Source organism: Bradyrhizobium sp. WSM3983, assembly GCF_000473045.1.
In the GTDB taxonomy this organism is placed as follows: Bacteria; Pseudomonadota; Alphaproteobacteria; order Rhizobiales; family Xanthobacteraceae; genus Bradyrhizobium.
The window spans coordinates 57153-76749 of sequence record NZ_AXAY01000032.1 but is presented as its reverse complement, the minus strand read 5'-3'; the positions used below and the strand labels follow the sequence as shown (position 1 = coordinate 76749).

The following is a 19597-nucleotide window of genomic DNA, read 5'->3' as shown; positions in this document are numbered from 1 at the left end:
TTCACCCAACTCACCCAACCCGCTGCTCTGCGACCGAGTGTGCACGATGGCATGCCCCGCCAACGTGATCCAAATCACGCTCAACCACTCCGATTTGTCGCGTGAGACGGCGGCGTGGTTCACCGCGCGCGGGCGGCAACCGGGGCGGCCGGCTTCAAATTCAGGAGATTGCCGCACAGGATCAGCGCCGCGCCAAGCACGGTCCAGGCGTCGAGCCGCTCGGAATAGAGCAGCCAGCCGGCGGTCGCGGTCAGGGGAACCCGCAGGAAGTCCATGGGAACGACGATGGTGGCGTCGGCGTAGCGCATCGCGCTGGCGAGGCAGTAGTGCGAGAAAGTGCCGCAGACGGCAATGACGCCCATCCAGGCCCAGACATAGGCCGACGGCCAGGTCCAGACCAACAGCGTCGGCACGAAGCCTGCGACCGATTGCACGACGATCATCCAGAACAGAATCGAGAGCGCGCTTTCGGTGCGGCTCAGTGATTTGACCAGCGCCATCGAGACGCCAAAGCCCATGGCGGCGCCGAGCGCGATCAGCTGGCCCGGATTGATCTCGCCGGTGGCGGGCCGGACGATGACGATCACGCCGACGAGACCGAGCACGATGGCCGTGATCTTCCACGGGGTCATGCGCTCGGACAGGAAGCTCGCCGCGAGGATCGCCGTCCAGATCGGCATGGTGAATTCTATCGCTACCACCTGGCCGATCGGGATCAGTGTCAGCGCGAAGAACCAGCCGAGCTGGGCGACGTAGTGCACGAAGTTGCGCGCGATATGTTGCGGCAGGCGCTGCGTCCTCAGCACCCTGAAGCCGCCGGCGCGGTAGATGATCGGCAAGAGCAGCACGAAGCCTGCCAGCGAGCGCACCTCCATGATCTCAAAGACGTTCAGTTCGCGCGTGGCTTCGCGTCCGGCTACCGCCATGATCAGCATCAGCGACAGCCAGCCGGCCATCCAGAAGGCTGCCATGGATTTGGACGGTGTCGTGCTCATGCGGGAAGCAGGAATCCTGGGGGAGGGCCGGGTATCGGCAACATCGCCGCTGTTTGCAACAGCCAAATCTGCCGGTGCAGCGATGCACGGCGACGTGATAAGGTAACTACAGATCAACAAGAAAATCGGGAGATCTCCGCTCATGCGCATCTTGCAGCCAGCCCAATGGAAAAAACCGCGCGGTTTCTCACATGGCGTGGTGGCGGAGGGGCCGGGCCGATGGGTCGTGCTGGCCGGGCAGACCGGCGGCGACGAGGCCGGCCACTACGAGCCTGATATGGCGGCCCAGGTTGCGACCGCGCTGAAGCGGATCATCAAGCTTCTCGCGGAGGCTGAAGCCGGCCCCGAGCACATCGTGCGCCTGACCTGGTATCTGACCAGCCGCAGCGAATATGAGGCGGCAGGCGCCGGCATCGGTGCGGCCTGGAAGGAAACGCTCGGGCGTAATTTCCCGCCTTCGACGCTGCTTTACATCGGCGGCCTCGTGGATGACCGCGCAAAGGTCGAGATCGAGGTCACTGCGTTCGTGCCAGGCGCATAAAAAAATCGACCCGGCGAGGTCGCCGGATCGATTGTCGTGTCACCGTATTGTCTTATCTGACCATCGAGATGTTGGCGCCGCGGAACTGGCTGTCCGCGCGGATCGTCACCGTCTGCTTGTTGCCGCTCGTCCTCAGTGCGATGTTGGCGTTGAAGCTGGCGGCGGAGGCGACCACCTCGAAGTTGCCGCCACCGCCACGGCCCTGGAGCGAGCCGCTGATGTTGCGGCTGGCCTCGGACCAGCTGCCGGTGATGGCGTTGCCTTCCGAGCGGACGTTGGCACTCAGGTTGAATTTGTAGGCATCGCTGGCGCAGGTCAGCGACAGCTCCATGGTCGGCCCGATCGGCGCATATTTGGCGCGACAGCGGATCCGTTCGGTTGATCCGTCATCGAGAACGACCGTGCCGCCGCCGCTCCACGTGCCCGCCATGGGCGCGAACGGGCTGGCTTGGGCCTTGCTCTCCGAGCTGGCGGCAGCTGTCACCAACAAAACGGCGGCCGCCATCAGCAGCCGCCGGTTGAGGAGGTTCGTCCCGAATTGCTTATTGGCGCGATGCTTCCCACCGCCCGCTGCACGGTATGCCTGCAGATGCTCCATTCCACTTCCCCGATCCGGCGTTGCCGCTGAGTTGACCGTTGGCATATGCACCATTGATCGAAACTTTCACAAGACCCCCACTGCCGATGGTGCCGGAAACGTTAGCGCCGGGTGCGCTGATCTTGCCGTCGGCAACAGTCAGCATCGAGCTCGCGCTCGGCTCGCAGGAACCGGTCTTGGTCACGATGGTGACCTGCCAGTTGCCGTCATACGGGGTCTGGGCGAGCGCCGGAGCGGTGGTAATAACTGAAGCGGCACAGAACGCCGCGATGCGACCAAAACGCATGAATTCCGTCCTTGAATTTGTCTGATATGCTGACGCTTATTCGGGCGAAATGTGACGGAAATTTGTTGCGATGCCAAACCGAAAATTGTTCCTGTAGGAACAATGGTTTATTTGCGTTCTTGGCTCCAATTTTTGAAGCAAGATCAATGCGGCTTCACGTTAATCGTTAACGTCAGGAGGGACTCACGTCAGGAGAGGCTTGGCGCCGAGGTCGCGAACTGCTCGTCCTGGGCTTTCGACGGCAATGCCTTGTGGATCTTGGCGTAGTCGATCATGTCTGCCAGCAGCTTGAGCCCGAGCGGGGCCAGCGCACGCTCCCAGAGCTCGCGGGCGGTCTCGCCCTTCCTGACGAAGCACCAGTCCTGGGCGGCGATGGCGCCGGCGTCCATGCGGTCGGCCAGGTGATAGATCGTGCCGCCGGCGATCGGATCTCCTTCCTTGATGGTCCATTCCACCGCGGCCTTGCCGCGATGGCGCGGCAGCAGCGAGGGGTGATAGCCGATCCCGCCGAGCTTCGCCGCAGCCAGCGCGTCCTTGCCGATCCGGGCGTGGCTGTGGGCGGTGATGATCAGATCGGTATCGGGCGCGATCTCGGAGGCGACCACGAGCTTGGGATTGGCCTGCACCACCACCTCGATGCCGGCGGTCTTGGCGGTCGCGGCCAGGCGGTCATCGGCGTCGGCCACCACGACCCGCACGACCCCGACGCCGTGCTCGCGGAGCATGTTCAGGGTGGTCACGCCGAAATGGCGGGAGCCGACGAGGGTAATGCGCATGGGTGTCCGATCCGTCTCGCAGCTGCGTCATCCCCGATAACACGTCAGGCCGCCCTGTCACCCACCCGCGCGGCGTTTGCGCCGGTTATCAACAATGCGTCCGCTGCGGGGCTGCGACGAACTCCACGATTGCACAGCGGCCCGGCCCAGTGTTTCCATGGGGAGATCCCGAGGCTCGGAGCGAGCGAATGCGCAGCGCATGGTTTCTTCTCGCCGCACTGATCGCGGCAACTCCGGCCTACGCCGGCGGGCCATACCCGGCGGTGCCGCCCGAAATCGGCGTAGCGCCCTTCATCGGCCCGACCTGGGACGCTTATCGCTGCACTGAGGGGGTGCCCTACAATTTTTACCACGGCGCCTATTACGGCGAGGAGCCGCCGGCGATTTATCGCGGCTATGCCTACAGGCCGTACTACCGCTACAGCGCCTATCGCAGATGGCCGCGGACCTATTTCTGCGTCACCGACTAGCGTTGCCGTACGGCCACGGTGAGATCGCAAGTGGTGAATGCGCCGGTTCCTGTGTTTGAATTCCGACAGAACGACATCGCCCCGTGCGGTTAGAATGGCTCGTACCGGGGCTGGCGATATTTTCATTCCGGATCCATTTTCGAACCCGGCATCGGCCGCTGGCGCAAATGCCAGCGGCTTTTTCATGCCGCGCGTCGCGGAAATCATCAAACGGTAACGCGTTCTCAACCTCGCTGTCGTATCGACGAATCCGTCGCGGATTTGTATTGCGTACCGCGACACCAAAAATGTCCCGCCGGCGCAGGTGCGCTGCGCGGGCATTTTTGCCGGGACCGATGTCATGCCGAACGCAATTGAGCAGATCGTGGACGCCTATGTGCGGCTGAAGAACCGCCGTGGGCTCGACGAGCTGATGATGCACAGACAGCGGCTCGCGGTCGATCTGAAGAGCAGGTCAGGCGCTTACGATTTCAGTCTGCCGATCGGGAAGATTGACGAGGAGATCGCGATCATCGAAGCCGGACTGAGCAGACTCGCGGCGGATGCGCCCGGGCTTGGCGCGACGCAGTTCCGCTAACAGCGCTCAGTCGCGCCTTCCGCCGTCGATCACGGTGAACAGCGGCCGCGCCGGGGTCGGTTCGACCAGCAATTCCTCCACCAGCGCTGTCGCCGCGTCGACATATTTGCGCGTGGGCTTGTCGAGCTCGCGCTTCGCCTCGTCGTCGAGCGCGATTTTGGCGGCTTCGACCAGCTTGCGCATGCGTACGGCGTGATCGTCACCTGCCGTCAGCGTCGCGCGCGCCAGCGAGCGCAGCACGAACAGCTCGCCTTCGAGGCGGAGCAGACGGTCGTTGAGCCTGGTGAGGACGGCGTTGAGGTCGGCCATGGCTGCGGTTCATTGCAATGGATCCTGACCCGTCTAGCGGCGATCGGTGAACGGAGTGCAAATGCCGAAGGTGCAATTGGGCCGATCTGGCGCACCCATGGCCTGTCCGGTTCGCCGAGTTCAGGCCGCGGTTCGCGCCAGATAGTCGCGCGCGAAGCCGAGATACCAGTCGAGGCAGGCTGGATTGGCCATCGCTTCCTTGTTGATGACTTTCTCAACGGGCTGGCCGAGCAAGAGCTTCTTGATCGGCAGCTCCTGCTTCTTGCCCGACAGCGTGCGCGGGATCTCTGCGACGGCAAAGATCTCGTTCGGCAGGAAGCGGCGGGATAGACCGGCCTCGATCGCCTTGTTGATCTTGGCCTGCATCGCGCCATCGAACGCGACACCCTCACGCAGCACCACGAACAGCGGCATGTAGCTGTCGCGGCCGAGATATTCGAGGTCGACGACGAGGCTATCGAGCACCTCCGGCAGCGCCTCGATCGCGGAGTAGAGCTCGCTCGTGCCCATGCGCAGGCCGTGCCGGTTGATGGTCGCATCGCTGCGGCCGTAGATCACGCATGATCCATCCGGATTGATCTTGAGCCAGTCGCCATGCCGCCATACCGGTCCGCGCCCGCTGCCGTCGAAATTGTCCGGATAGGTCTCGAAATAGCTGGCGAGATAGCGCGCGTTGCCCTTGTCGTTCCAAAAATAGAGCGGCATCGACGGCATCGGCTCAGTGCAGACGAGCTCGCCGACCTCGTCGATCACGGCGCGGCCCTGTTCGTTGAAGGCTTCCACCGCTGCACCCAGCAGGCGGCATTGCATTGCGCCCGGTGTCTGCGGCAATTCGCGGTTGCCACCGATGAAGGCGCCAGCGAAATCGGTGCCGCCGGAGATGTTCGCCCACCAGATATTCGCCTGTGCCTCGCTGCCGTTGGTCTTCGACAGCGCTGCGAAGCGCGCGTTGAACCAGGCTTGCGTGTCGGCGCTGAGCGGCGAGCCGGTCGAGCCGAGACAGCGCAGCCGTGACAGATCGCCGGCGGCAGCAAGATCGATCTCCGCCTTGGCGCAATTCGCAAAGAACGCCGCGCCCGCGCCGAAGAAGGTCGCTTTCGATTGCGCCACGAAGCGCCACGACGTGGTCCAGTCCGGCTTGTCCTTGGTGCCGCCGGGGCTGCCGTCGAAGATGCAGCAGGTGGTGCCGCTGAGCAGGCCGCCGACCTGGCTGTTCCACATGATCCAGCCGGTCGACGAGTACCAGTGATAGCGCTCGCCGAAAGAGTTTTGGTGATAGGAGCAGCCGATGTCGTTGTGCAGGCCCAGCAGCGCCAGCACCACGATGACGATGCCGCCGTGGCCGTGCACGATCGGTTTCGGCAGGCCGGTGGTGCCGCTGGAATAGACGATCCAGAGCGGATGATCGAACGGCAGCCACATCGGCTCGAACGCGTCGATCCCAGCCCCCGTCCTTGCGGTGATATCGGAGAGCAGGGCGTCCGGCGCGGCGGGCGCCATGGCGTCGCTGTGCAAAATGACATGTGTGACGCTCGGCAGTGATCGCCGCAGCTCCGCGACGACATCTTTGCGATCATGCCGGCGCCCGGCATAGGTGACGGCATCGCAGGCGATCAGCACCTTTGGCTCGATCTGCTTGAAGCGGTCGATCACGGCGGGCGCGGCCATGTCGGGCGCGCAGACGCTCCAGACCGCACCGATGCTGGCGCTGGCGAGAAACGCGATGATGGTCTCGGGGATATTGGGCAGATAGGCCGCGATGCGGTCGCCGGGCTTGATCCCCTTATCTTTCAGATGCAGCGCGACCGCCGCCGCCTTGCGCCGCAGCTCCGGCCAGCTCGTCTCGTGGAGCTTGCCATCCTCGCCGCCGCTGACGATGGCCGGCAGACCGGCCGCGTGCGCCGCGTCGACATGCCGGAATACCTGCCGCGCATAGTTCATCTGCGCGCCGGGAAACCACACCGCGCCGGGCATCTTGCGCTCGGTGATGACGGCCGCAAACGGCGTCGGGGATTGCAGATCGTAATAATCCCAGATGCTGCGCCAGAAGCCGTCGAGATCGCGCACCGACCATTGCCGCATCTCCTCGTAATTCGAGAAGGTCAGGCCGCGCTGCTCGGCGAGCCAGTCGCGATAGAGGGCGATTTGCGGAACGAAGGGAGCGGTCATTGCGTATCGACTTCAGTTGCGGGGAGGGGAGTGTAGCCCGTGCCGCAGCGTCGTAGAAGCCATCGCTCACGCAGACCGCAATGACGGTTCGCCCGGATGGAGCGAAGCGTAATCCGAGAATCATGGAATGACGCAGTAGCTGCCCCGGATTTCGCTGTGCTCCATCTGGGTTGCGACATTGGCGCCGTCGTCTCAGCCTACCACCCAACCCCCGCCCATCGCCGGCCGAACACCGGCGGCTTGGTCTTCACCGCCGACCAGCCGAAGAAGTGATGCTTGCCGGACCAGCTGTGCACCACGCCGCTGCAGATGCTGCATTTGAAGTGGCCTGAATGCGGCTCGGCGTGCTCCTCCCTTGTCGCGGTGTAGTTCATGCTGCAACCGGGGCAGGTGAATTCTTCGATCGTCCAGATGCTGTTGGCCATTGCACCGCAAGTGTTTTGGGGACCTGGCGGAAGCGTAGGTGCGAGCCTTTGCATCGGCGTAAACCGGTCGGCGGAAATCCGGTTAATCGCCGTTAGGCAAACCCGTCTCTGCTCGCGATTATGCTGGGCTTTCCCGATACTCGCAGCGCCCGTCAGTCCAAACCGCGCCGCCGGTCGGTCCAAGCGCCTCCTTGCTCGGACAGCTAGATTTCACCCCATCGCCGCGGTCGGGACGGGCGAAAGTCATTGGGGGTGAGATCATGGGCAAGAAGCTGATTTTGACGGTCGCGTTGTTGCCACTGGCAACGCCGGCCTTTGCGGCTGACATCATCGAACCCGTGCCGGTGGTCAAGGCGCCGATCGCGCCGGCTCCGATCTTCACCTGGACCGGATTCTATGTCGGCGCCCATGGCGGCGGCGCCTGGAGCAAGTGGACCGGCATCGACCCGACCGATCCCGCGGCGACCTGGAGCTCGGTGACGGCCAGCGGCGGCGTGGTCGGCGGCCAGATCGGCGGCAACTACCAGATCGGCAATTTCGTCCTGGGCCTCGAGGGCACCGGCGCCTGGTCCAGCGTCACGCTCAATGCCGGCGGCCCGTTCGGGGGCGGCGCCGGCTTCAACCTGTCGCTGAAGAACGACTATATCGCGACGGTCGCCGCGCGCTTCGGCGTCGCCTTCGACCGCGTCCTGCTCTACGCCAAGGGCGGCGCGGCCTTCACCCGCGACAAATACAGCGCCAATAACGGTTTGGCGGGTGCGCTCGCGGGCTCAGCCTCGGGCAGCTTCAACCGCACCGGCTGGCTCGCCGGCGGCGGCGTCGAATGGATGTTCATGCCGAACTGGTCGGTGCGGGCCGAGTACAACTATCTGGGCTTCGGCGCCATCACCGAGCAGCCGGTGACGACGGGCAATCTGGTGGCCTCGCCCGCCAATGTGAAGCTGAACATCCAGACCGGCACGGTGGGCGTCAACTATCACTTCTGAGGGCGCGTTCGGGCGCCTTCGTCACAGCGGTTTCATCTTGAAGCACAACGCGGTCGGTCCCCGACGGGCCGGGCGCGCGCCCGCTCGTCTTGACGCCCGGCTCTTGGCTGGCAATAACCCTAGCCCGCGGAAGTGCCGGAACCCGCGTTGATGCCGCAAGGAAAGCCGTGCCTGTGAAAAGTCTGCGTCAGCTCCTGACGGGCGAGGACGTCATCCAGCTCGTGATCCGGCTCGGCCTGTTGGCGCTGCTGATCATCTGGACATTCCTGATCATCCGGCCGTTCGTGCCGATCCTGGCCTGGAGCGGCGTGCTCGCGGTGGCGTTCTATCCGGCGTTCAGCTGGGTCTCCAAAGTGCTCGGCGGGCGGCCCAAGACCGCGGCCGCGATCCTTACCTTGATCACGCTCGGCATCGTGCTCGGCCCCGCAACCTGGCTCGGCCTCAGTGCCGTGGAGGGGGCGAAGGAGCTCGCGCACGAGCTTGGCACCGGCGACCTCGCGCTCCAGTCGGCACCGGAGCAGATCAAGTCGTGGCCGCTGATCGGGCCGACGCTCTACGAGGTCTGGGACCAGGCCTACAACAACATCCGCGCCGTGCTGCGCGAGGTGGCGCCCTATCTCCAGCCGCTGGCGGGACCGCTTCTGGTGCTCGCAGGCGATGCCAGCCTCGGCACGCTCCAGTTCCTGGTCTCGGTGTTCGTGGCCGGTTTCCTGTTTCCGCACGGGCCGCGATTGGTTGCGGCCGGGCGCGGTTTCCTGTCGCGCATCGTGCCGGAGCAGAGTGAGCATTTTCTCGTGCTTGGCGGCGCCACCATCCGCGCGGTGGCGCAAGGCGTGATCGGCGTCGCCATCGTGCAGGCGCTGCTGGCCGGCGTCGGCTTCAAGCTTGCGGCCGTGCCGAGCGCGGGCCTGCTCGCCTTCATCGTGCTGCTGCTGTCGATCGTGCAGATCGGCGCCTTCCTCGTGCTGCTGCCGGTGATTATCTGGATCTGGACCGCCAAGGACGTCACCACGGCGCTCGTGCTCACCGTGTTCTTCGTCCTTGTCGGCTTCATCGACACCATGCTGAAGCCGCTCGTGATGGGACGCGGTCTCAACACGCCGACCATCGTGATCTTCGTCGGCGTGATCGGCGGCACGCTTGCCCACGGCATCGTCGGCCTGTTCATCGGGCCGATCATCCTGTCGGTGGCGTGGGAAATGGCGGCGGCGTGGATCGGGACGGCGGGGAAGCGGGCAGCCGAATTGCCCACATCCGACGAGACCTGATCGCGCGTCGCGCGCCGGAGACCATCTGAGAGATTGGCCGCGCCTCGCAGCATGTGGACAAGTGCAGGTGGCGGCGTCGACCGGAACGGCCATCGAACTTGTCTAATGAAATAGACAAGTTACGATGCAGCCAGATTCTTTTCTCGGTTTGCGACAGGTATGGCGAAGTCTTCCAAGCTGGTTGCCGCCAAGCGCGGCAAGGTTCTGTTGGTCAGGCGACGGTCGGACGGCCTGTGGATGTTCCCCGGGGGGCGCAAGCGCGCGCGCGAATCCGACAAGGACTGCCTGCGGCGCGAGATCAGGGAAGAACTGCCGAAGCTGAAGCTCGGCCGGATCAGCCTCTGGAAGGAAGTGACGGCCAAGAACAAGCGTTCGGGACGCAAGATGAGCGACGCGATCTTCATTGCCAAGAGCGCCAAGGGCCGGCTCGCCATCGGCGACAAGAAGGAGCTCGACCGCGCAGCCTGGCAGAAGCCGCGCGGGGTCCGCCTAACTGCAACCTCGCGCTACATCCGCGATCGCCTGTTTCCGAGGAAGCAGCGGCGGAGCTAGCGGGGTGTGACAAATAGTCCAATCACCCCCGCGCGGCATGTGTGAACCAGTTCACAAGCCGTCGCTGATCAAGCTGCTATAGAGGCGTCATTGCCTTACCAATTCATTTTCCTTGAAAACGCCCCAGTGCCCACACGCACTGGGGTTTTTCGCGATCGGCGAGAGGCGAACCGGATTGGTCAGCCCTGTCTGTCAACCTTGCCGCCGCAGGAATCCCGTGATCGTGACCTTCTCCCAAATGCCGGCCGCCGCGAACGGATCGGCGCGATTGAAGGCCTCGACCTCGGCGCGGCCGGGGGCCTCGATCAGGAACAGGCTGCCGATCATCGTGGCACCGTCGTCAGCGACCAGCGGTCCCGACATCACGATCTTGACGCCGAAGCGCGAAGTGTCGCTCAGGAACGTCTTGTGGGCATCGTAATTGGCTAGGCGCGTCGGCAATGCGCCAGTGCGGTCGATCGCATGGATGGCAAACAGCATGATGTCTCCGGGACGTCTTGGGGACGGCTGTCATCGCAACCGTCCCGGTGTTTGATCAGAACAGGCTGCGGTTACTTCGCGCCGAGCTTGCTGGCTTCCTCAAAGATCGGGCAGGTGCGCTGCTCGAGCGGCTGATCGAAGGGCTGGTAATTGTCCTTGGTGATGACGGTCGGCTTCAGCACGATCTCATTGATGATCGGCTGGTTGCGCAAGCTGCGGACCGCCATCATGGTGCCGAGGCAGCCTTGGAAAAAGCCGTTGTAGTCGCCGCTCGCTAGCAGCTTGCCGGACTTGATGGCATCGATCGCCTCCTTGGTGCCGTTGATGCCGATCACCTGGGCCTTGCGGTTGGCGCCGTCGAGCGCCTCGATCGCGCCGACCGCCATGGCGTCGTTGGCGGCGAGCACGCCGTCGATCTGCGAATTCGACTGCATCAAATTCTCCATCACCTGGAGCGCCTGGAGCCGCTGATAGTTGCCGGGCTGCGAGGCCAGCAGCTTGGCGCCCGGACTCTCCTTCAGCGCATCGTTGAAGCCACGGACGCGGTCGACATTGGTGAGCGAGCCCTTGACGCCCTCGATGATGACGATGTTGCCCTTGCCGCCCAAGGTCTTGAGCATGAAGCGCGCGGTCTCGAGCCCGAGGCTGTAATCGTCGGCGCCGACGAAGGAGAGGAATTTGCCGCCGGCGGAGCGGTCGGTGATGTTGACGACGGGAATCTTGGCGTCGTTGATCTTCTCGACGCCGGGAACCATCGCCTTGTAGTCGACCGGCGTGAAGACGATCGCGCTCGGCTTCTTCACCACGACGTCCTCGATTTGGCTGAGCTGCTCGGGGATCGAGTCCGGCTTGGTCGGGATGTACTGAAGCGTCTTGGCGTTCAGCGTCTTCGCCATGTTGTCGGCGCCGACCCGCACCGTCTGGAAAAACGGGTTGGTTTGGTTCTTGGTGAACACGGCGATGGTCTCGCCGTCGGCGCGCGCCTGCGTCGTGAACGCGGCGGCCATCACGAGCGGCAGTGCGAGATAGCCCAGTCTCTGTTTCATGTCGTCTCCATCCCCATTTTGATTTGTTGGATTACTTGAGAGCTTCATTGCGCGCGGCGGCGGGTCTTCATGTCGAGCCAGACCGCGAGAATGACGATGATGCCGGTGACCAGCGGCTGCCAATTGGCACTGACCGAGAGCAGGTTCATGCCATTCAGCACCAGCGTCAGGATCAGCGCGCCGACGAAGGTGCCAAACACGGTGCCGACGCCGCCGAACAGCGAGGTGCCGCCGATCAGCACCGCCGCGATCGCCGGCAAGGTCAGGCTTTCGCCGATGTCGGCCTCGGCGGAATTCAACCGCGACAGGAAGATGATCGAGGCGAGCCCGGCCATCGTGCCGGACACCGCATAGACCAGCAGAAGCCGCCGCGTGACCGGAATGCCGGAGAGGCGGGCGGCGACCGGATTGGCGCCGATCGCATAGATTTCCTGGCCCCAGATCGTGCGCTGGGCAAACAGCGTTCCGATCCCGAGGAACACCAGCAGCAGATAGACCGGGATCGGCAGCCCGAACAGATAGCCGCTGCCGATCTGGCGGAAGCCCGCCGGGAAACCGTGCAGCGTCTCGCCCGCCATGTACCAATAGGTCAGGCCGTTTAGCACCCAGAGCATGCCGTAGGTGGCGATGAAGGAGGGGATGCGCAGCGCCGTCACCATGATGCCGTTGAGGAGTCCGACGATGCCACCACAGGCAAGTCCGGTCAGGATACCGAGCACGGGCGATCCCGTGGTGTGGATCACCGTCCCGGCGATGCAGGCGGACAAGGCGACATTGGCGCCGACCGAGAGATCGAGGCCGGCGGTGAGCACCACCAGCGTCAGGCCCGAGGCGATGAAGAAGGTGAGGCTCGCCTGGCGCAGGACGTTGAGGATGTTGCCGAGGCTGAGGAAGGAATCGTTCAGCACCGCCAGCACAGCGCAGATCAGGAAAACCGCGAGCAGGCGGTAGAACAGCTGGATCGCGTCCTGGGACAGGAACGAACGTGGCGGCGACAAGGCCTCCTTGGTGATGTCGGTCATGCGCGGCTCCTGAGGCCGTCGAGGAACAGCGCGACGATGACGAGGACGCCAACGCTTGCGACCTGCACCGAGGAGGGCAGCGAGATCAGGTTCAACCCGTTGCGCAGCACGCCGACGGCGATGACGCCAAGGAGCGTGCCGAGCAGCCAGCCATTGCCGCGTTCGAACGAGGTGCCGCCGACCGCGACAGCCGCGATCGCATCGAATTCGAGCCCGAGCCCCGCGGTCGGGTGCCCCGAATTCATCCGGGCGGTCATCAAGAGGCCTGCGACGCCGGCCATGGTGCCGCCGAGCGCGTAGACCGCGATCAGCAGCTTGTTGGGCGAGAGACCGGCATATCTGAGCGCCTCGCGATTGCCGCCGAGCGCGAACACGTAGCTGCCGAAGCGGGTGTGATAGAGCAGGCCGTGAAATGCTGCGTAAGTCGCGAGCGCCACCACGATCGGCAGGGGGATGCCAAGCAGCGTCGCCGAGTAGATGTCCCGGACGCTGTGGGGAATGCCGACCACGCTCTGGCCGTCGGAGACGATCAGCGACAGGCCCTGCGCCATGCCCAGCGTGCCGAGCGTCGCCACGAAGGGCGGGATGCCCAAAATCGCGACCAGCCAGCCATTGACGGTGCCGAAGGCCGCGCCGACCAAGACGCCGGCGCCGAGACCGAGCAGCATCGACTTGGTCGCGAGCGAGACGATGGCGACGCAGAGCGAGGTCAGCGTCAGCACCGCGCCCATCGAGAGGTCGAGCCCCTCGGTCATGATGATCAGCGTCATCGGCAGCGCCAGCATGGTCAGGATGGTCGACTGCACCAGCACGTTGGACAGGTTGGCCGGGGTCAGGAAACCGGGCGCGATCGCACCGAACAGAACGATCAGTGCGGCGAGCACGATGGCGACGCCGGGAATGCGCTGCAGCGGATTGGGTTGAGATACGACCGCGGTCTCACGCATGATGCATCCCCAATCGCACGATGTTCTCCTCGGTCAGCTCGTTGCGCGTCAGATGTCCGGCGACGCGGCCCTCGCGCATCACATAGGCGCGGTCGCAGACATGGCAGATCTCGACCTGCTCGGAGGAGATCATCAGAGCCGCCGCGCCTTCGGCGACCAGCCGGTCGATCAGCGCAAAGATCTCGGACTTGGCGCCGACGTCGATGCCGCGCGTCGGCTCGTCGAAGATGAAGAGCTTCGCACCGGCCGCCAGCCATTTGCCGATCACGACCTTCTGCTGGTTGCCGCCTGAGAGCAGGCCGACGGTCTGGCGTGCGCTCGGGGTGGCGATGCGGAGCTGCCGGATCAGTCCGTCGGCGGTGCGCTGGCCGCTGCGCGGATCGAACAGCCCGCTCGGGAACAGCTTTCGCAGCGCCGAGACCACGAGATTGTCGCCGACCGAACGCAGCAACGCGAGACCCTCGCTCTTGCGGCTCTCCGGGATCAGCGCGATGCCGCGGCGGGCGGCGATGTCGGGCTCGCCGGAGATCGGCTTGCCGTCGAACATGATCTCGCCCGCGGCGACCGGATCAGCGCCGAAGATCGCGCGCGCCACCTCGGTGCGGCCGGATCCGACCAGGCCGCAGAGGCCGACGATCTCGCCGCGGCGGACCTCGATGTTGATGTCGGAGATTCCGCTCGGCGAGGTCAGGCCCTTGACGTGAAGCAGCACTTCGCCGGGCTTGTCGGCAAAATTGCGCGGATAGGTCATGTCGACGGTGCGACCGACCATCATTCGGACGAGCTGGTCGGGCGTGACGTCGGCCGGGCGAACGCCGTCGATGCGGCGGCCGTCGCGCAGGACCGTGATGCGGTCGCCGAGCGCAAACACCTCGGCCATGCGGTGCGAGATGTAGACGATCGAGACGCCATCGGCCTTCAGCCGCGCGATCAGCGCGAACAAGAGCTCGGTCTCGCGATCGGACAGCGCGGCGGTCGGCTCGTCCATGACCAGGATGCGCGCGTTCTGGCTGATGGCTTTTGCGATCTCGACCATCTGCTGCTGGGCGACGCCGAGCGTGTTGACGACGACGGACGGATCGATGTCGAAGCCGATCGTGTCGAGCAGGCGCTTGGCGTCAGCCAGGATCTTGCGGCGGTCGATGGTGCCGGGGATGCGACCCTTCGGCTCGCGGCCCAGGAAGATGTTCTGGGCGATGTCGAGATAGGGGACGAGCGAGAATTCCTGGAAGATCACGGCAATGCCGAGCTTCTGCGCGTCCGCCGTCGAGGCGATCGTGACCTTCTCGCCTTTGTAAAAGAACTCGCCTGCGTCGGCGCTGTAGGCGCCGCACAGCACCTTCATCAGGCTCGACTTGCCCGCGCCGTTCTCGCCGAGCAGCATGTGGACTTCGCCGGCATAGAGCGCAAAGGACACGTCGTCGAGCGCCTTGACGCCCGGAAATGTCTTGCTGATGCCGCGCAGCTCGAGCAGCGGCGTCGCGGTGGTCTCGTCGGGGGTGTTCATGACCGCGCTCCCGCAAATATCTTGCCGGGGTTCATCAGGCCTTCCGGATCGAGCGCGGTCTTGATCGACCGCATGATGTCGACGGCTTCGCCGAGCTCATCGGTGAGATAATCGATCTTGCCGAGCCCGATGCCGTGCTCGCCGGTGCAGGTGCCGTCCATCGCGATGGCACGGGCGACCATGCGGGCCTGCAGCGCCTTGGCACCGTCGATCTCTTCCGGCTTGGCGGGATCGACCAGGATCAGCATGTGGAAATTGCCGTCGCCGACATGGCCGACGATGGGCGCGGTGAAGCCGTGCTCGTCGGCGTCGCGGCGCGTGTCGGTCAGGCATTCGGCGAGCCGCGAGATCGGCACGCAGACGTCGGTGATGACGGCCCGCGCGCCGGGCCGGAGGCCGAGGCCGGCATAGAGCGTGTTGTCGCGGGCGTGCCAGAGCCGGCTGCGGTCCTCCGGCGCCTTGGCCCATTCGAAACCGCGGCCGCCATGCTCGGCGGCGATTGCCTGGGCCAGCTCGGCTTGCTCGGCAACGGCGCTCTCCGATCCGTGGAATTCAAAGAACAGCGTCGGCGCCTCGCGATAGCCGAGCTTGGCGTAGGCGTTGATCCCGCGGATCATGACGTCGTCAAGCAGCTCGACGCGCGCCACCGGAATGGCCGCCTGGATGATGCCGATCGCGGTATCGACCGCGTTGTGCAGGGCGTCGAAGCTGCACACCGCGGCCGAAATCGCCTGCGGCAGCGGATGCAGTTTCAGCGTGATCTCGGTGATGATTCCGAGCGTGCCTTCGGCGCCGACGAACAGCCGTGTCAGATCGTAGCCTGCCGCGGATTTGCGGGCGCGCCGGGCAGTGCGGATCACGCGACCGTCGGCCAGCACGACTTCGAGCGCCATGACGTTGTCCTTCATGGTGCCGTACCGCACCGCCATGGTGCCGGAGGCGCGCGTCGACGTCATGCCGCCAATCGAGGCATCCGCGCCGGGATCGATCGGAAAGAAAAGTCCGGTGCCGCGCAGCTCTGCATTGAGCTGCTTGCGGGTGATGCCGGGCTGGACCACGACATTCATGTCGCTGTCGTGGACCGTCAGCACCTTGTTCATGCGCGCGAAGTCGATGCAGACGCCGCCTGCGATCGCGGACGCATTGCCTTCGAGCGAGGTGCCGGCGCCGAACGGCACGATCGGCATGTTTGCGCCGGCGCAGAGCTTGACGATTTCGGCGACTTCCGCAGTGGTCTCCGGAAACACGACGATGTCGGGGGGCAGGGCACGATAATAGGACTCGCTCTGGCCATGCTGATCGAGCACGCCGCGCGCGGTGGTCGCGCGCGGACCGATCACGCCTGTAAGGCGTTCAGCCAAAGCGGCACTGCTGACCCGCGGTCCCATCGTCTCTCCCTGTCGTCCATCCTTGTCGCGGACTATTGTCAGTCCGTCGATCCGACGTTCGGCTTACGCTGCCTGCGCGTTACTTGCGGCCTGCTTCAGGCCGAAATCATAATTGAGGTGATAGTAGGCGGCATCCACCATCCGGCCATCCGGCGCACGGCCGGCCGGGCAGTGCACGAAGTCGTGGACCAGGCTGTCCTTGACGCCGAACACCACGTCGCTGTCGAGATATTTGTCGCCGGCGACGAACACATGCGTCACGAGCTGCTCGAATCCCGGCGCCGAAATCATGAAATGCACATGCGCCGGACGCCAGGGATGACGGCCCTGCGCCTCCAGCATCTCGCCGACCGGGCCGTCATGCGGGATCGGATAGGCCGCGGGCTTGATCGACCAGAAATGAAAGCGGCCGTTGGCGTCGGTGTGGAAGCGGGCGCGCATCGCGAGATCGCCGATCTCGTCGAGCTGCTGCACGTCGTAATAGCCGTCATTGTCGGAGTGCCAGACATCGACCACGGCGCCCGCGAGCGGCTTGCCGTCGACCGTCGAGACCGAGCCGGTGACGATCATGGGATCGCCTTCCATGGGGCCTGAGATATCGTCGCCGTGCTGCTTCTCGGGCGCGGCCTGGACGAAGAACGGGCCGAGCACGGTGGTCTCGGTCGCGCCTTCGGGCACCGGATGGTTGATCGCGTCGACCAGCATGGAGACGCCGAGCGTGTCCGACAGCAGGATGAACTCCTGCCGCTTGTCGTCGCACATGTGGCCGGTGCGGGTCAGGAAGTCGATGCCGTATTCCCATTCCTTCTGGGTTGGCCGGATCTCGCGCACGAAGGCGTGGAGATGGCGCACCAGGGCTTCGCTGACCTGCTTGATCCGGGGATCGGCCGCGCCGGCGATGCGCTCGAGCACGGCGTCGGTGATGTTGGTCTCGCTGAAATTACGCAAATTCGCCTCCGTCGGTCAGAGTTTGGGCTCGCCAAGGCCGGACAGCCGTTCGAGATGCTTGACGGTCGCGATGAAGTCGGTCTCGCCGTCGCCTTGCGCGACCAGCGCGCCGTAGGTTTCGCGCACCTGGGCGGCGAGCTGGAGCGGCACGCCGACGGCATGGCCGGCGCCGAGGATGAGATCGAGGTCCTTGGCCATCTGCTTGCAGGAGAAGCTGGACTCGAAGTCGCGGGTGCGCAGCGGCGCGGTCTTGTACTTCACCATGGGGGAGGCGACCGCGCTCTCGTCCAGCACTTTCAAAATGTCCTGCCAGCCGATCCCGCCCTTGCGCGCCAGCGCCAGGCTCTCGGCCATCATCGCCGCCGAGACCGCGATCATGAGGTTGACCGCAAGCTTGGCGTAGCGGGCTTCCTCGCTCGCGCCGAGATAGGTCTGTGCGCGGGTAAAACTCGCAAACAGCGGTTTGGCGCTCTCGAAGGCGTCCTTGGGGCCGGACACGAAGCAGCTCAGCGCGCCGGTGTGGACGATGCTGGCATTGCCGGAGACCGGCGCCCGCAGATAGGCGATTCCACGGGCCTGTGCGGCGGCATCGACTTCGGTCGAGGCTTCGGCGCTGACCGTGCTGGTTTCGATCAGCACTGCCTGCGGCGCCATCGCGCCGATCAGCCCGCTCGGGCCGAGCATCACCGCGCGCAAGGCGGCGTCGTCGGGGAGCGACGTGATGACCACGGGCCGGCCGTTGACGGCCTCGGCCGCTGAGCTTGCGACAGCGATACCGTGCTTGCGTGCCTCGTTCAGCCGCGCCGCGCTCTGGTCGAATGCGGTGACGCTGAAGCCAGCCTTGGCGACGAGAATCGACATCGGCAGGCCCATCTTGCCGATGCCGATGAAGGCGACCTGTTTGCTTGTATCAGTCATTTCTTGTTGTCCGTTGGCCGCTACCTCGCGGCGTGCCCTTGTCGTTCGATGCCCCGCACCAGCCGCTGGCCGGATTGGGAGAGCAGTTCCTTCTTCCGGTCGAGCCCGTCCGTCAGCAATTGTCCGTTCCGCTTCTTCCAGCGGCCTCCGATCATCACCGACTCGATATTGGCGAGGCTCGTCTGCATCACCACGGTGGCGACGGGATCGTGGACCGGGAAGAGGTTGAGATCGTCGGCGTTGATGACGACGAGATCGGCGAGTTTGCCAGGCGTCAGCGAGCCGATCTGGCTCTCGCGGCCGAGCATGCGGGCGCCTTCGGTGGTGATCCAGGCCAGCGCCTCACGCGCGGGAATCGTGGTCGTCGCCGGGATCGTGCCCTGGCTCTTGCGCATCTCCGCATTGTCGAGCGCGCGCTGCATCGACAGCGCAACGCGCGCCGCGGAAAAGAGGTCGCCGGCCAGCACGGACTCCAGATCGATGCCGATGGTGGGGCGGACGCCGCGCTCGAGCAGCCGTCCGGTGATCGGAAAGCCGTGGCCCTGGATCATCTCGTTCTCGGGTGTCACCGAGAAGGTGACGCCGAGGTCGATTAGCTTCTGCAGGAGATCATCGGGCAGATCGTTGCCATGGACGATGTTGACGTGGGGGCCGACGAGGCCGGCCTCGATCAGCTTCTCCCAGCCGCCGGGAGTTTTCGCCGGCCCGCCACCCTGATGCATCGAGGCGATCAGGCCAAGCTGCCGCGCCAGACGAAAGTCATGCAAGCACACGTCGAGCGTCGAATAATGCGGACCGAGAATGGCAAGCCCGAGAGTGACCAGGCCGTCGCGGTCGGCGAGGGGGCCCGCCAGCAGCCGCTCGACCTCGCGGCGAGGATGCGGCACCTCCGAGAAGTGCGGCTCGCCCGGCTTCGGCTCGGGCTTTGGCGAGCCATGGAAGAAGGCGGCACGGATGCCGCTCTCGATCAGGCCGCGCACGGCGGCGTCGGTATGAGCAGGCGTCGGATTGTTGTGGCACCAGTCGACCAGCGTGGTGGCGCCGCAATTGATCTGGTTCAGCGCGCCGACGAGGGAGGCGATGTAGACGTCGTCGGGGGCGAACAGGGTCGCGAGCCCGGCATGCATGCGGCGGAAATATTCGAGCAGCGTCCAGTTCGCAGCATACCCGCGCAGCGCCGTCTGCCAGGTGTGCATATGCGCGTTGATCAGCCCTGGGATGACGATGCGTCCCCGACCGTCGACGGTCTCGGCATCAGCGGCTTCAATGCCGGGACGCACCTCGGCGATCCGCCCGTTCTCCACCAGCACATCGCCGACACGGAGATCGCCGATGCGGTCGTCCATGCTGATGATCGTCGCCGACTGGATGAGGGTGCGCTTCATCTCG

General features: G+C 64.9%; 22 protein-coding genes. 6 read left to right on the top strand and 16 right to left on the bottom strand.

Annotation, left to right across the window (positions count from 1 at the left end):
- Nucleotides 1–119: 119 nt before the first annotated feature.
- Nucleotides 120–995: a DMT family transporter gene (locus YUA_RS0133620; protein ID WP_027534619.1), complete on the bottom strand. Its 876-nt coding sequence runs from the start codon at nt 993–995 to the stop codon at nt 120–122.
- A gap of 142 nt (nt 996–1137) precedes the next feature.
- Between YUA_RS0133620 and YUA_RS0133615 the strand changes: the two genes are divergently transcribed.
- A complete protein-coding gene (locus YUA_RS0133615; protein ID WP_027534618.1) occupies nt 1138–1536 on the top strand; it encodes a RidA family protein in 399 nt (132 codons plus the stop codon).
- Nucleotides 1537–1588: 52 nt separating this feature from the next.
- Here YUA_RS0133615 and YUA_RS0133610 read toward each other — a convergent pair whose 3' ends face one another.
- From YUA_RS0133610 to YUA_RS0133600, 3 genes are all read right to left on the bottom strand, one after another.
- A complete protein-coding gene (locus tag YUA_RS0133610; RefSeq protein ID WP_027534617.1) occupies nt 1589–2134 on the bottom strand; it encodes a hypothetical protein in 546 nt (181 codons plus the stop codon).
- On the bottom strand, nt 2079–2420 hold the full coding sequence (locus YUA_RS49120) for a hypothetical protein (RefSeq protein ID WP_084293038.1): 342 nt from the start codon (nt 2418–2420) through the stop codon (nt 2079–2081). The genes YUA_RS0133610 and YUA_RS49120 overlap by 56 nt, the downstream gene beginning before the upstream one ends.
- Nucleotides 2421–2608: 188 nt before the next feature.
- A complete protein-coding gene (locus YUA_RS0133600) occupies nt 2609–3196 on the bottom strand; it encodes a formyltransferase family protein (protein WP_027534616.1) in 588 nt (195 codons plus the stop codon).
- Nucleotides 3197–3384: 188 nt separating this feature from the next.
- Here YUA_RS0133600 and YUA_RS0133595 point away from each other — a divergent pair, with 188 nt between their 5' ends.
- The gene (locus YUA_RS0133595) at nt 3385–3666 is read left to right on the top strand and encodes a hypothetical protein (protein WP_027534615.1); all 282 of its coding nucleotides are present in this window, start codon (nt 3385–3387) and stop codon (nt 3664–3666) included.
- Nucleotides 3667–4006: 340 nt separating this feature from the next.
- Nucleotides 4007–4243 (top strand): hypothetical protein, encoded by a 237-nt coding sequence (locus YUA_RS45850; protein WP_035972447.1) that lies wholly within the window; start codon nt 4007–4009, stop codon nt 4241–4243.
- A 6-nt stretch (nt 4244–4249) separates the two neighbouring features.
- Here YUA_RS45850 and YUA_RS0133580 read toward each other — a convergent pair whose 3' ends face one another.
- The 3 genes from YUA_RS0133580 to YUA_RS0133570 form a co-directional block, all read right to left on the bottom strand.
- Nucleotides 4250–4552, bottom strand: a complete 303-nt coding sequence (locus YUA_RS0133580; protein ID WP_027534614.1) for a hypothetical protein — start codon at nt 4550–4552, stop codon at nt 4250–4252.
- A 120-nt stretch (nt 4553–4672) separates the two neighbouring features.
- The gene (locus tag YUA_RS0133575; RefSeq protein WP_027534613.1) at nt 4673–6721 is read right to left on the bottom strand and encodes an acetoacetate--CoA ligase; all 2049 of its coding nucleotides are present in this window, start codon (nt 6719–6721) and stop codon (nt 4673–4675) included.
- A 197-nt stretch (nt 6722–6918) separates the two neighbouring features.
- Nucleotides 6919–7146, bottom strand: coding sequence for a hypothetical protein (locus tag YUA_RS0133570; protein ID WP_027534612.1), 228 nt, complete (start codon nt 7144–7146; stop codon nt 6919–6921).
- 260 nt (nt 7147–7406) lie between these two features.
- Here YUA_RS0133570 and YUA_RS0133565 point away from each other — a divergent pair, with 260 nt between their 5' ends.
- The 3 genes from YUA_RS0133565 (at nt 7407) to YUA_RS0133555 (ending at nt 9952) form a co-directional block, all read left to right on the top strand.
- Nucleotides 7407–8132 carry an outer membrane protein gene (locus YUA_RS0133565; protein WP_027534611.1) on the top strand — a complete coding sequence of 242 codons (726 nt, stop codon included), beginning with the start codon at nt 7407–7409 and terminating at the stop codon, nt 8130–8132.
- 167 nt (nt 8133–8299) lie between these two features.
- A complete protein-coding gene (locus YUA_RS45845; protein ID WP_035972438.1) occupies nt 8300–9400 on the top strand; it encodes an AI-2E family transporter in 1101 nt (366 codons plus the stop codon).
- 159 nt (nt 9401–9559) lie between these two features.
- Complete coding sequence (locus YUA_RS0133555; RefSeq protein ID WP_027534610.1) at nt 9560–9952, top strand: NUDIX hydrolase; 393 nt, start codon at nt 9560–9562, stop codon at nt 9950–9952.
- A gap of 192 nt (nt 9953–10144) precedes the next feature.
- Here the strand turns inward: YUA_RS0133555 and YUA_RS0133550 are convergent, their stop codons facing one another.
- The 9 genes from YUA_RS0133550 to YUA_RS0133510 form a co-directional block, all read right to left on the bottom strand.
- Nucleotides 10145–10432 (bottom strand): YciI family protein, encoded by a 288-nt coding sequence (locus YUA_RS0133550; protein ID WP_027534609.1) that lies wholly within the window; start codon nt 10430–10432, stop codon nt 10145–10147.
- A 71-nt stretch (nt 10433–10503) separates the two neighbouring features.
- Nucleotides 10504–11478 carry a sugar ABC transporter substrate-binding protein gene (locus YUA_RS0133545; RefSeq protein WP_027534608.1) on the bottom strand — a complete coding sequence of 325 codons (975 nt, stop codon included), beginning with the start codon at nt 11476–11478 and terminating at the stop codon, nt 10504–10506.
- A 44-nt stretch (nt 11479–11522) separates the two neighbouring features.
- The gene (locus YUA_RS0133540; protein WP_027534607.1) at nt 11523–12500 is read right to left on the bottom strand and encodes an ABC transporter permease; all 978 of its coding nucleotides are present in this window, start codon (nt 12498–12500) and stop codon (nt 11523–11525) included.
- Nucleotides 12497–13447: an ABC transporter permease gene (locus YUA_RS0133535; RefSeq protein WP_027534606.1), complete on the bottom strand. Its 951-nt coding sequence runs from the start codon at nt 13445–13447 to the stop codon at nt 12497–12499. The genes YUA_RS0133540 and YUA_RS0133535 overlap by 4 nt, the downstream gene beginning before the upstream one ends.
- On the bottom strand, nt 13440–14954 hold the full coding sequence (locus YUA_RS0133530; protein ID WP_027534605.1) for a sugar ABC transporter ATP-binding protein: 1515 nt from the start codon (nt 14952–14954) through the stop codon (nt 13440–13442). The genes YUA_RS0133535 and YUA_RS0133530 overlap by 8 nt, the downstream gene beginning before the upstream one ends.
- On the bottom strand, nt 14951–16342 hold the full coding sequence (locus YUA_RS0133525; RefSeq protein WP_027534604.1) for an FAD-linked oxidase C-terminal domain-containing protein: 1392 nt from the start codon (nt 16340–16342) through the stop codon (nt 14951–14953). The genes YUA_RS0133530 and YUA_RS0133525 overlap by 4 nt, the downstream gene beginning before the upstream one ends.
- A gap of 63 nt (nt 16343–16405) precedes the next feature.
- Nucleotides 16406–17290 (bottom strand): intradiol ring-cleavage dioxygenase, encoded by an 885-nt coding sequence (locus YUA_RS0133520; RefSeq protein WP_027534603.1) that lies wholly within the window; start codon nt 17288–17290, stop codon nt 16406–16408.
- A 15-nt stretch (nt 17291–17305) separates the two neighbouring features.
- Nucleotides 17306–18208, bottom strand: coding sequence for an NAD(P)-dependent oxidoreductase (locus tag YUA_RS0133515; RefSeq protein WP_027534602.1), 903 nt, complete (start codon nt 18206–18208; stop codon nt 17306–17308).
- A gap of 20 nt (nt 18209–18228) precedes the next feature.
- Nucleotides 18229–19593, bottom strand: a complete 1365-nt coding sequence (locus tag YUA_RS0133510; protein ID WP_027534601.1) for an amidohydrolase family protein — start codon at nt 19591–19593, stop codon at nt 18229–18231.
- Between the last annotated feature and the right edge of the window lie 4 nt (nt 19594–19597).

Bases quoted from the DNA above. Each gene is read 5' to 3' on its own strand.
- YUA_RS0133620 (WP_027534619.1), bottom strand. From the start codon at position 995: ATGAGCACGACACCGTCCAAATCCATGGCAGCCTTCTGGATGGCCGGC.
- YUA_RS0133615 (WP_027534618.1), top strand. From the start codon at position 1,138: ATGCGCATCTTGCAGCCAGCCCAATGGAAAAAACCGCGCGGTTTCTCA.
- YUA_RS0133610 (WP_027534617.1), bottom strand. From the start codon at position 2,134: ATGGAGCATCTGCAGGCATACCGTGCAGCGGGCGGTGGGAAGCATCGC.
- YUA_RS49120 (WP_084293038.1), bottom strand. From the start codon at position 2,420: ATGCGTTTTGGTCGCATCGCGGCGTTCTGTGCCGCTTCAGTTATTACC.
- YUA_RS0133600 (WP_027534616.1), bottom strand. From the start codon at position 3,196: ATGCGCATTACCCTCGTCGGCTCCCGCCATTTCGGCGTGACCACCCTG.
- YUA_RS0133595 (WP_027534615.1), top strand. From the start codon at position 3,385: ATGCGCAGCGCATGGTTTCTTCTCGCCGCACTGATCGCGGCAACTCCG.
- YUA_RS45850 (WP_035972447.1), top strand. From the start codon at position 4,007: ATGCCGAACGCAATTGAGCAGATCGTGGACGCCTATGTGCGGCTGAAG.
- YUA_RS0133580 (WP_027534614.1), bottom strand. From the start codon at position 4,552: ATGGCCGACCTCAACGCCGTCCTCACCAGGCTCAACGACCGTCTGCTC.
- YUA_RS0133575 (WP_027534613.1), bottom strand. From the start codon at position 6,721: ATGACCGCTCCCTTCGTTCCGCAAATCGCCCTCTATCGCGACTGGCTC.
- YUA_RS0133570 (WP_027534612.1), bottom strand. From the start codon at position 7,146: ATGGCCAACAGCATCTGGACGATCGAAGAATTCACCTGCCCCGGTTGC.
- YUA_RS0133565 (WP_027534611.1), top strand. From the start codon at position 7,407: ATGGGCAAGAAGCTGATTTTGACGGTCGCGTTGTTGCCACTGGCAACG.
- YUA_RS0133555 (WP_027534610.1), top strand. From the start codon at position 9,560: ATGGCGAAGTCTTCCAAGCTGGTTGCCGCCAAGCGCGGCAAGGTTCTG.
- YUA_RS0133550 (WP_027534609.1), bottom strand. From the start codon at position 10,432: ATGCTGTTTGCCATCCATGCGATCGACCGCACTGGCGCATTGCCGACG.
- YUA_RS0133545 (WP_027534608.1), bottom strand. From the start codon at position 11,478: ATGAAACAGAGACTGGGCTATCTCGCACTGCCGCTCGTGATGGCCGCC.
- YUA_RS0133540 (WP_027534607.1), bottom strand. From the start codon at position 12,500: ATGACCGACATCACCAAGGAGGCCTTGTCGCCGCCACGTTCGTTCCTG.
- YUA_RS0133535 (WP_027534606.1), bottom strand. From the start codon at position 13,447: ATGCGTGAGACCGCGGTCGTATCTCAACCCAATCCGCTGCAGCGCATT.
- YUA_RS0133530 (WP_027534605.1), bottom strand. From the start codon at position 14,954: ATGAACACCCCCGACGAGACCACCGCGACGCCGCTGCTCGAGCTGCGC.
- YUA_RS0133525 (WP_027534604.1), bottom strand. From the start codon at position 16,342: ATGGGACCGCGGGTCAGCAGTGCCGCTTTGGCTGAACGCCTTACAGGC.
- YUA_RS0133515 (WP_027534602.1), bottom strand. From the start codon at position 18,208: ATGACTGATACAAGCAAACAGGTCGCCTTCATCGGCATCGGCAAGATG.
- YUA_RS0133510 (WP_027534601.1), bottom strand. From the start codon at position 19,593: ATGAAGCGCACCCTCATCCAGTCGGCGACGATCATCAGCATGGACGAC.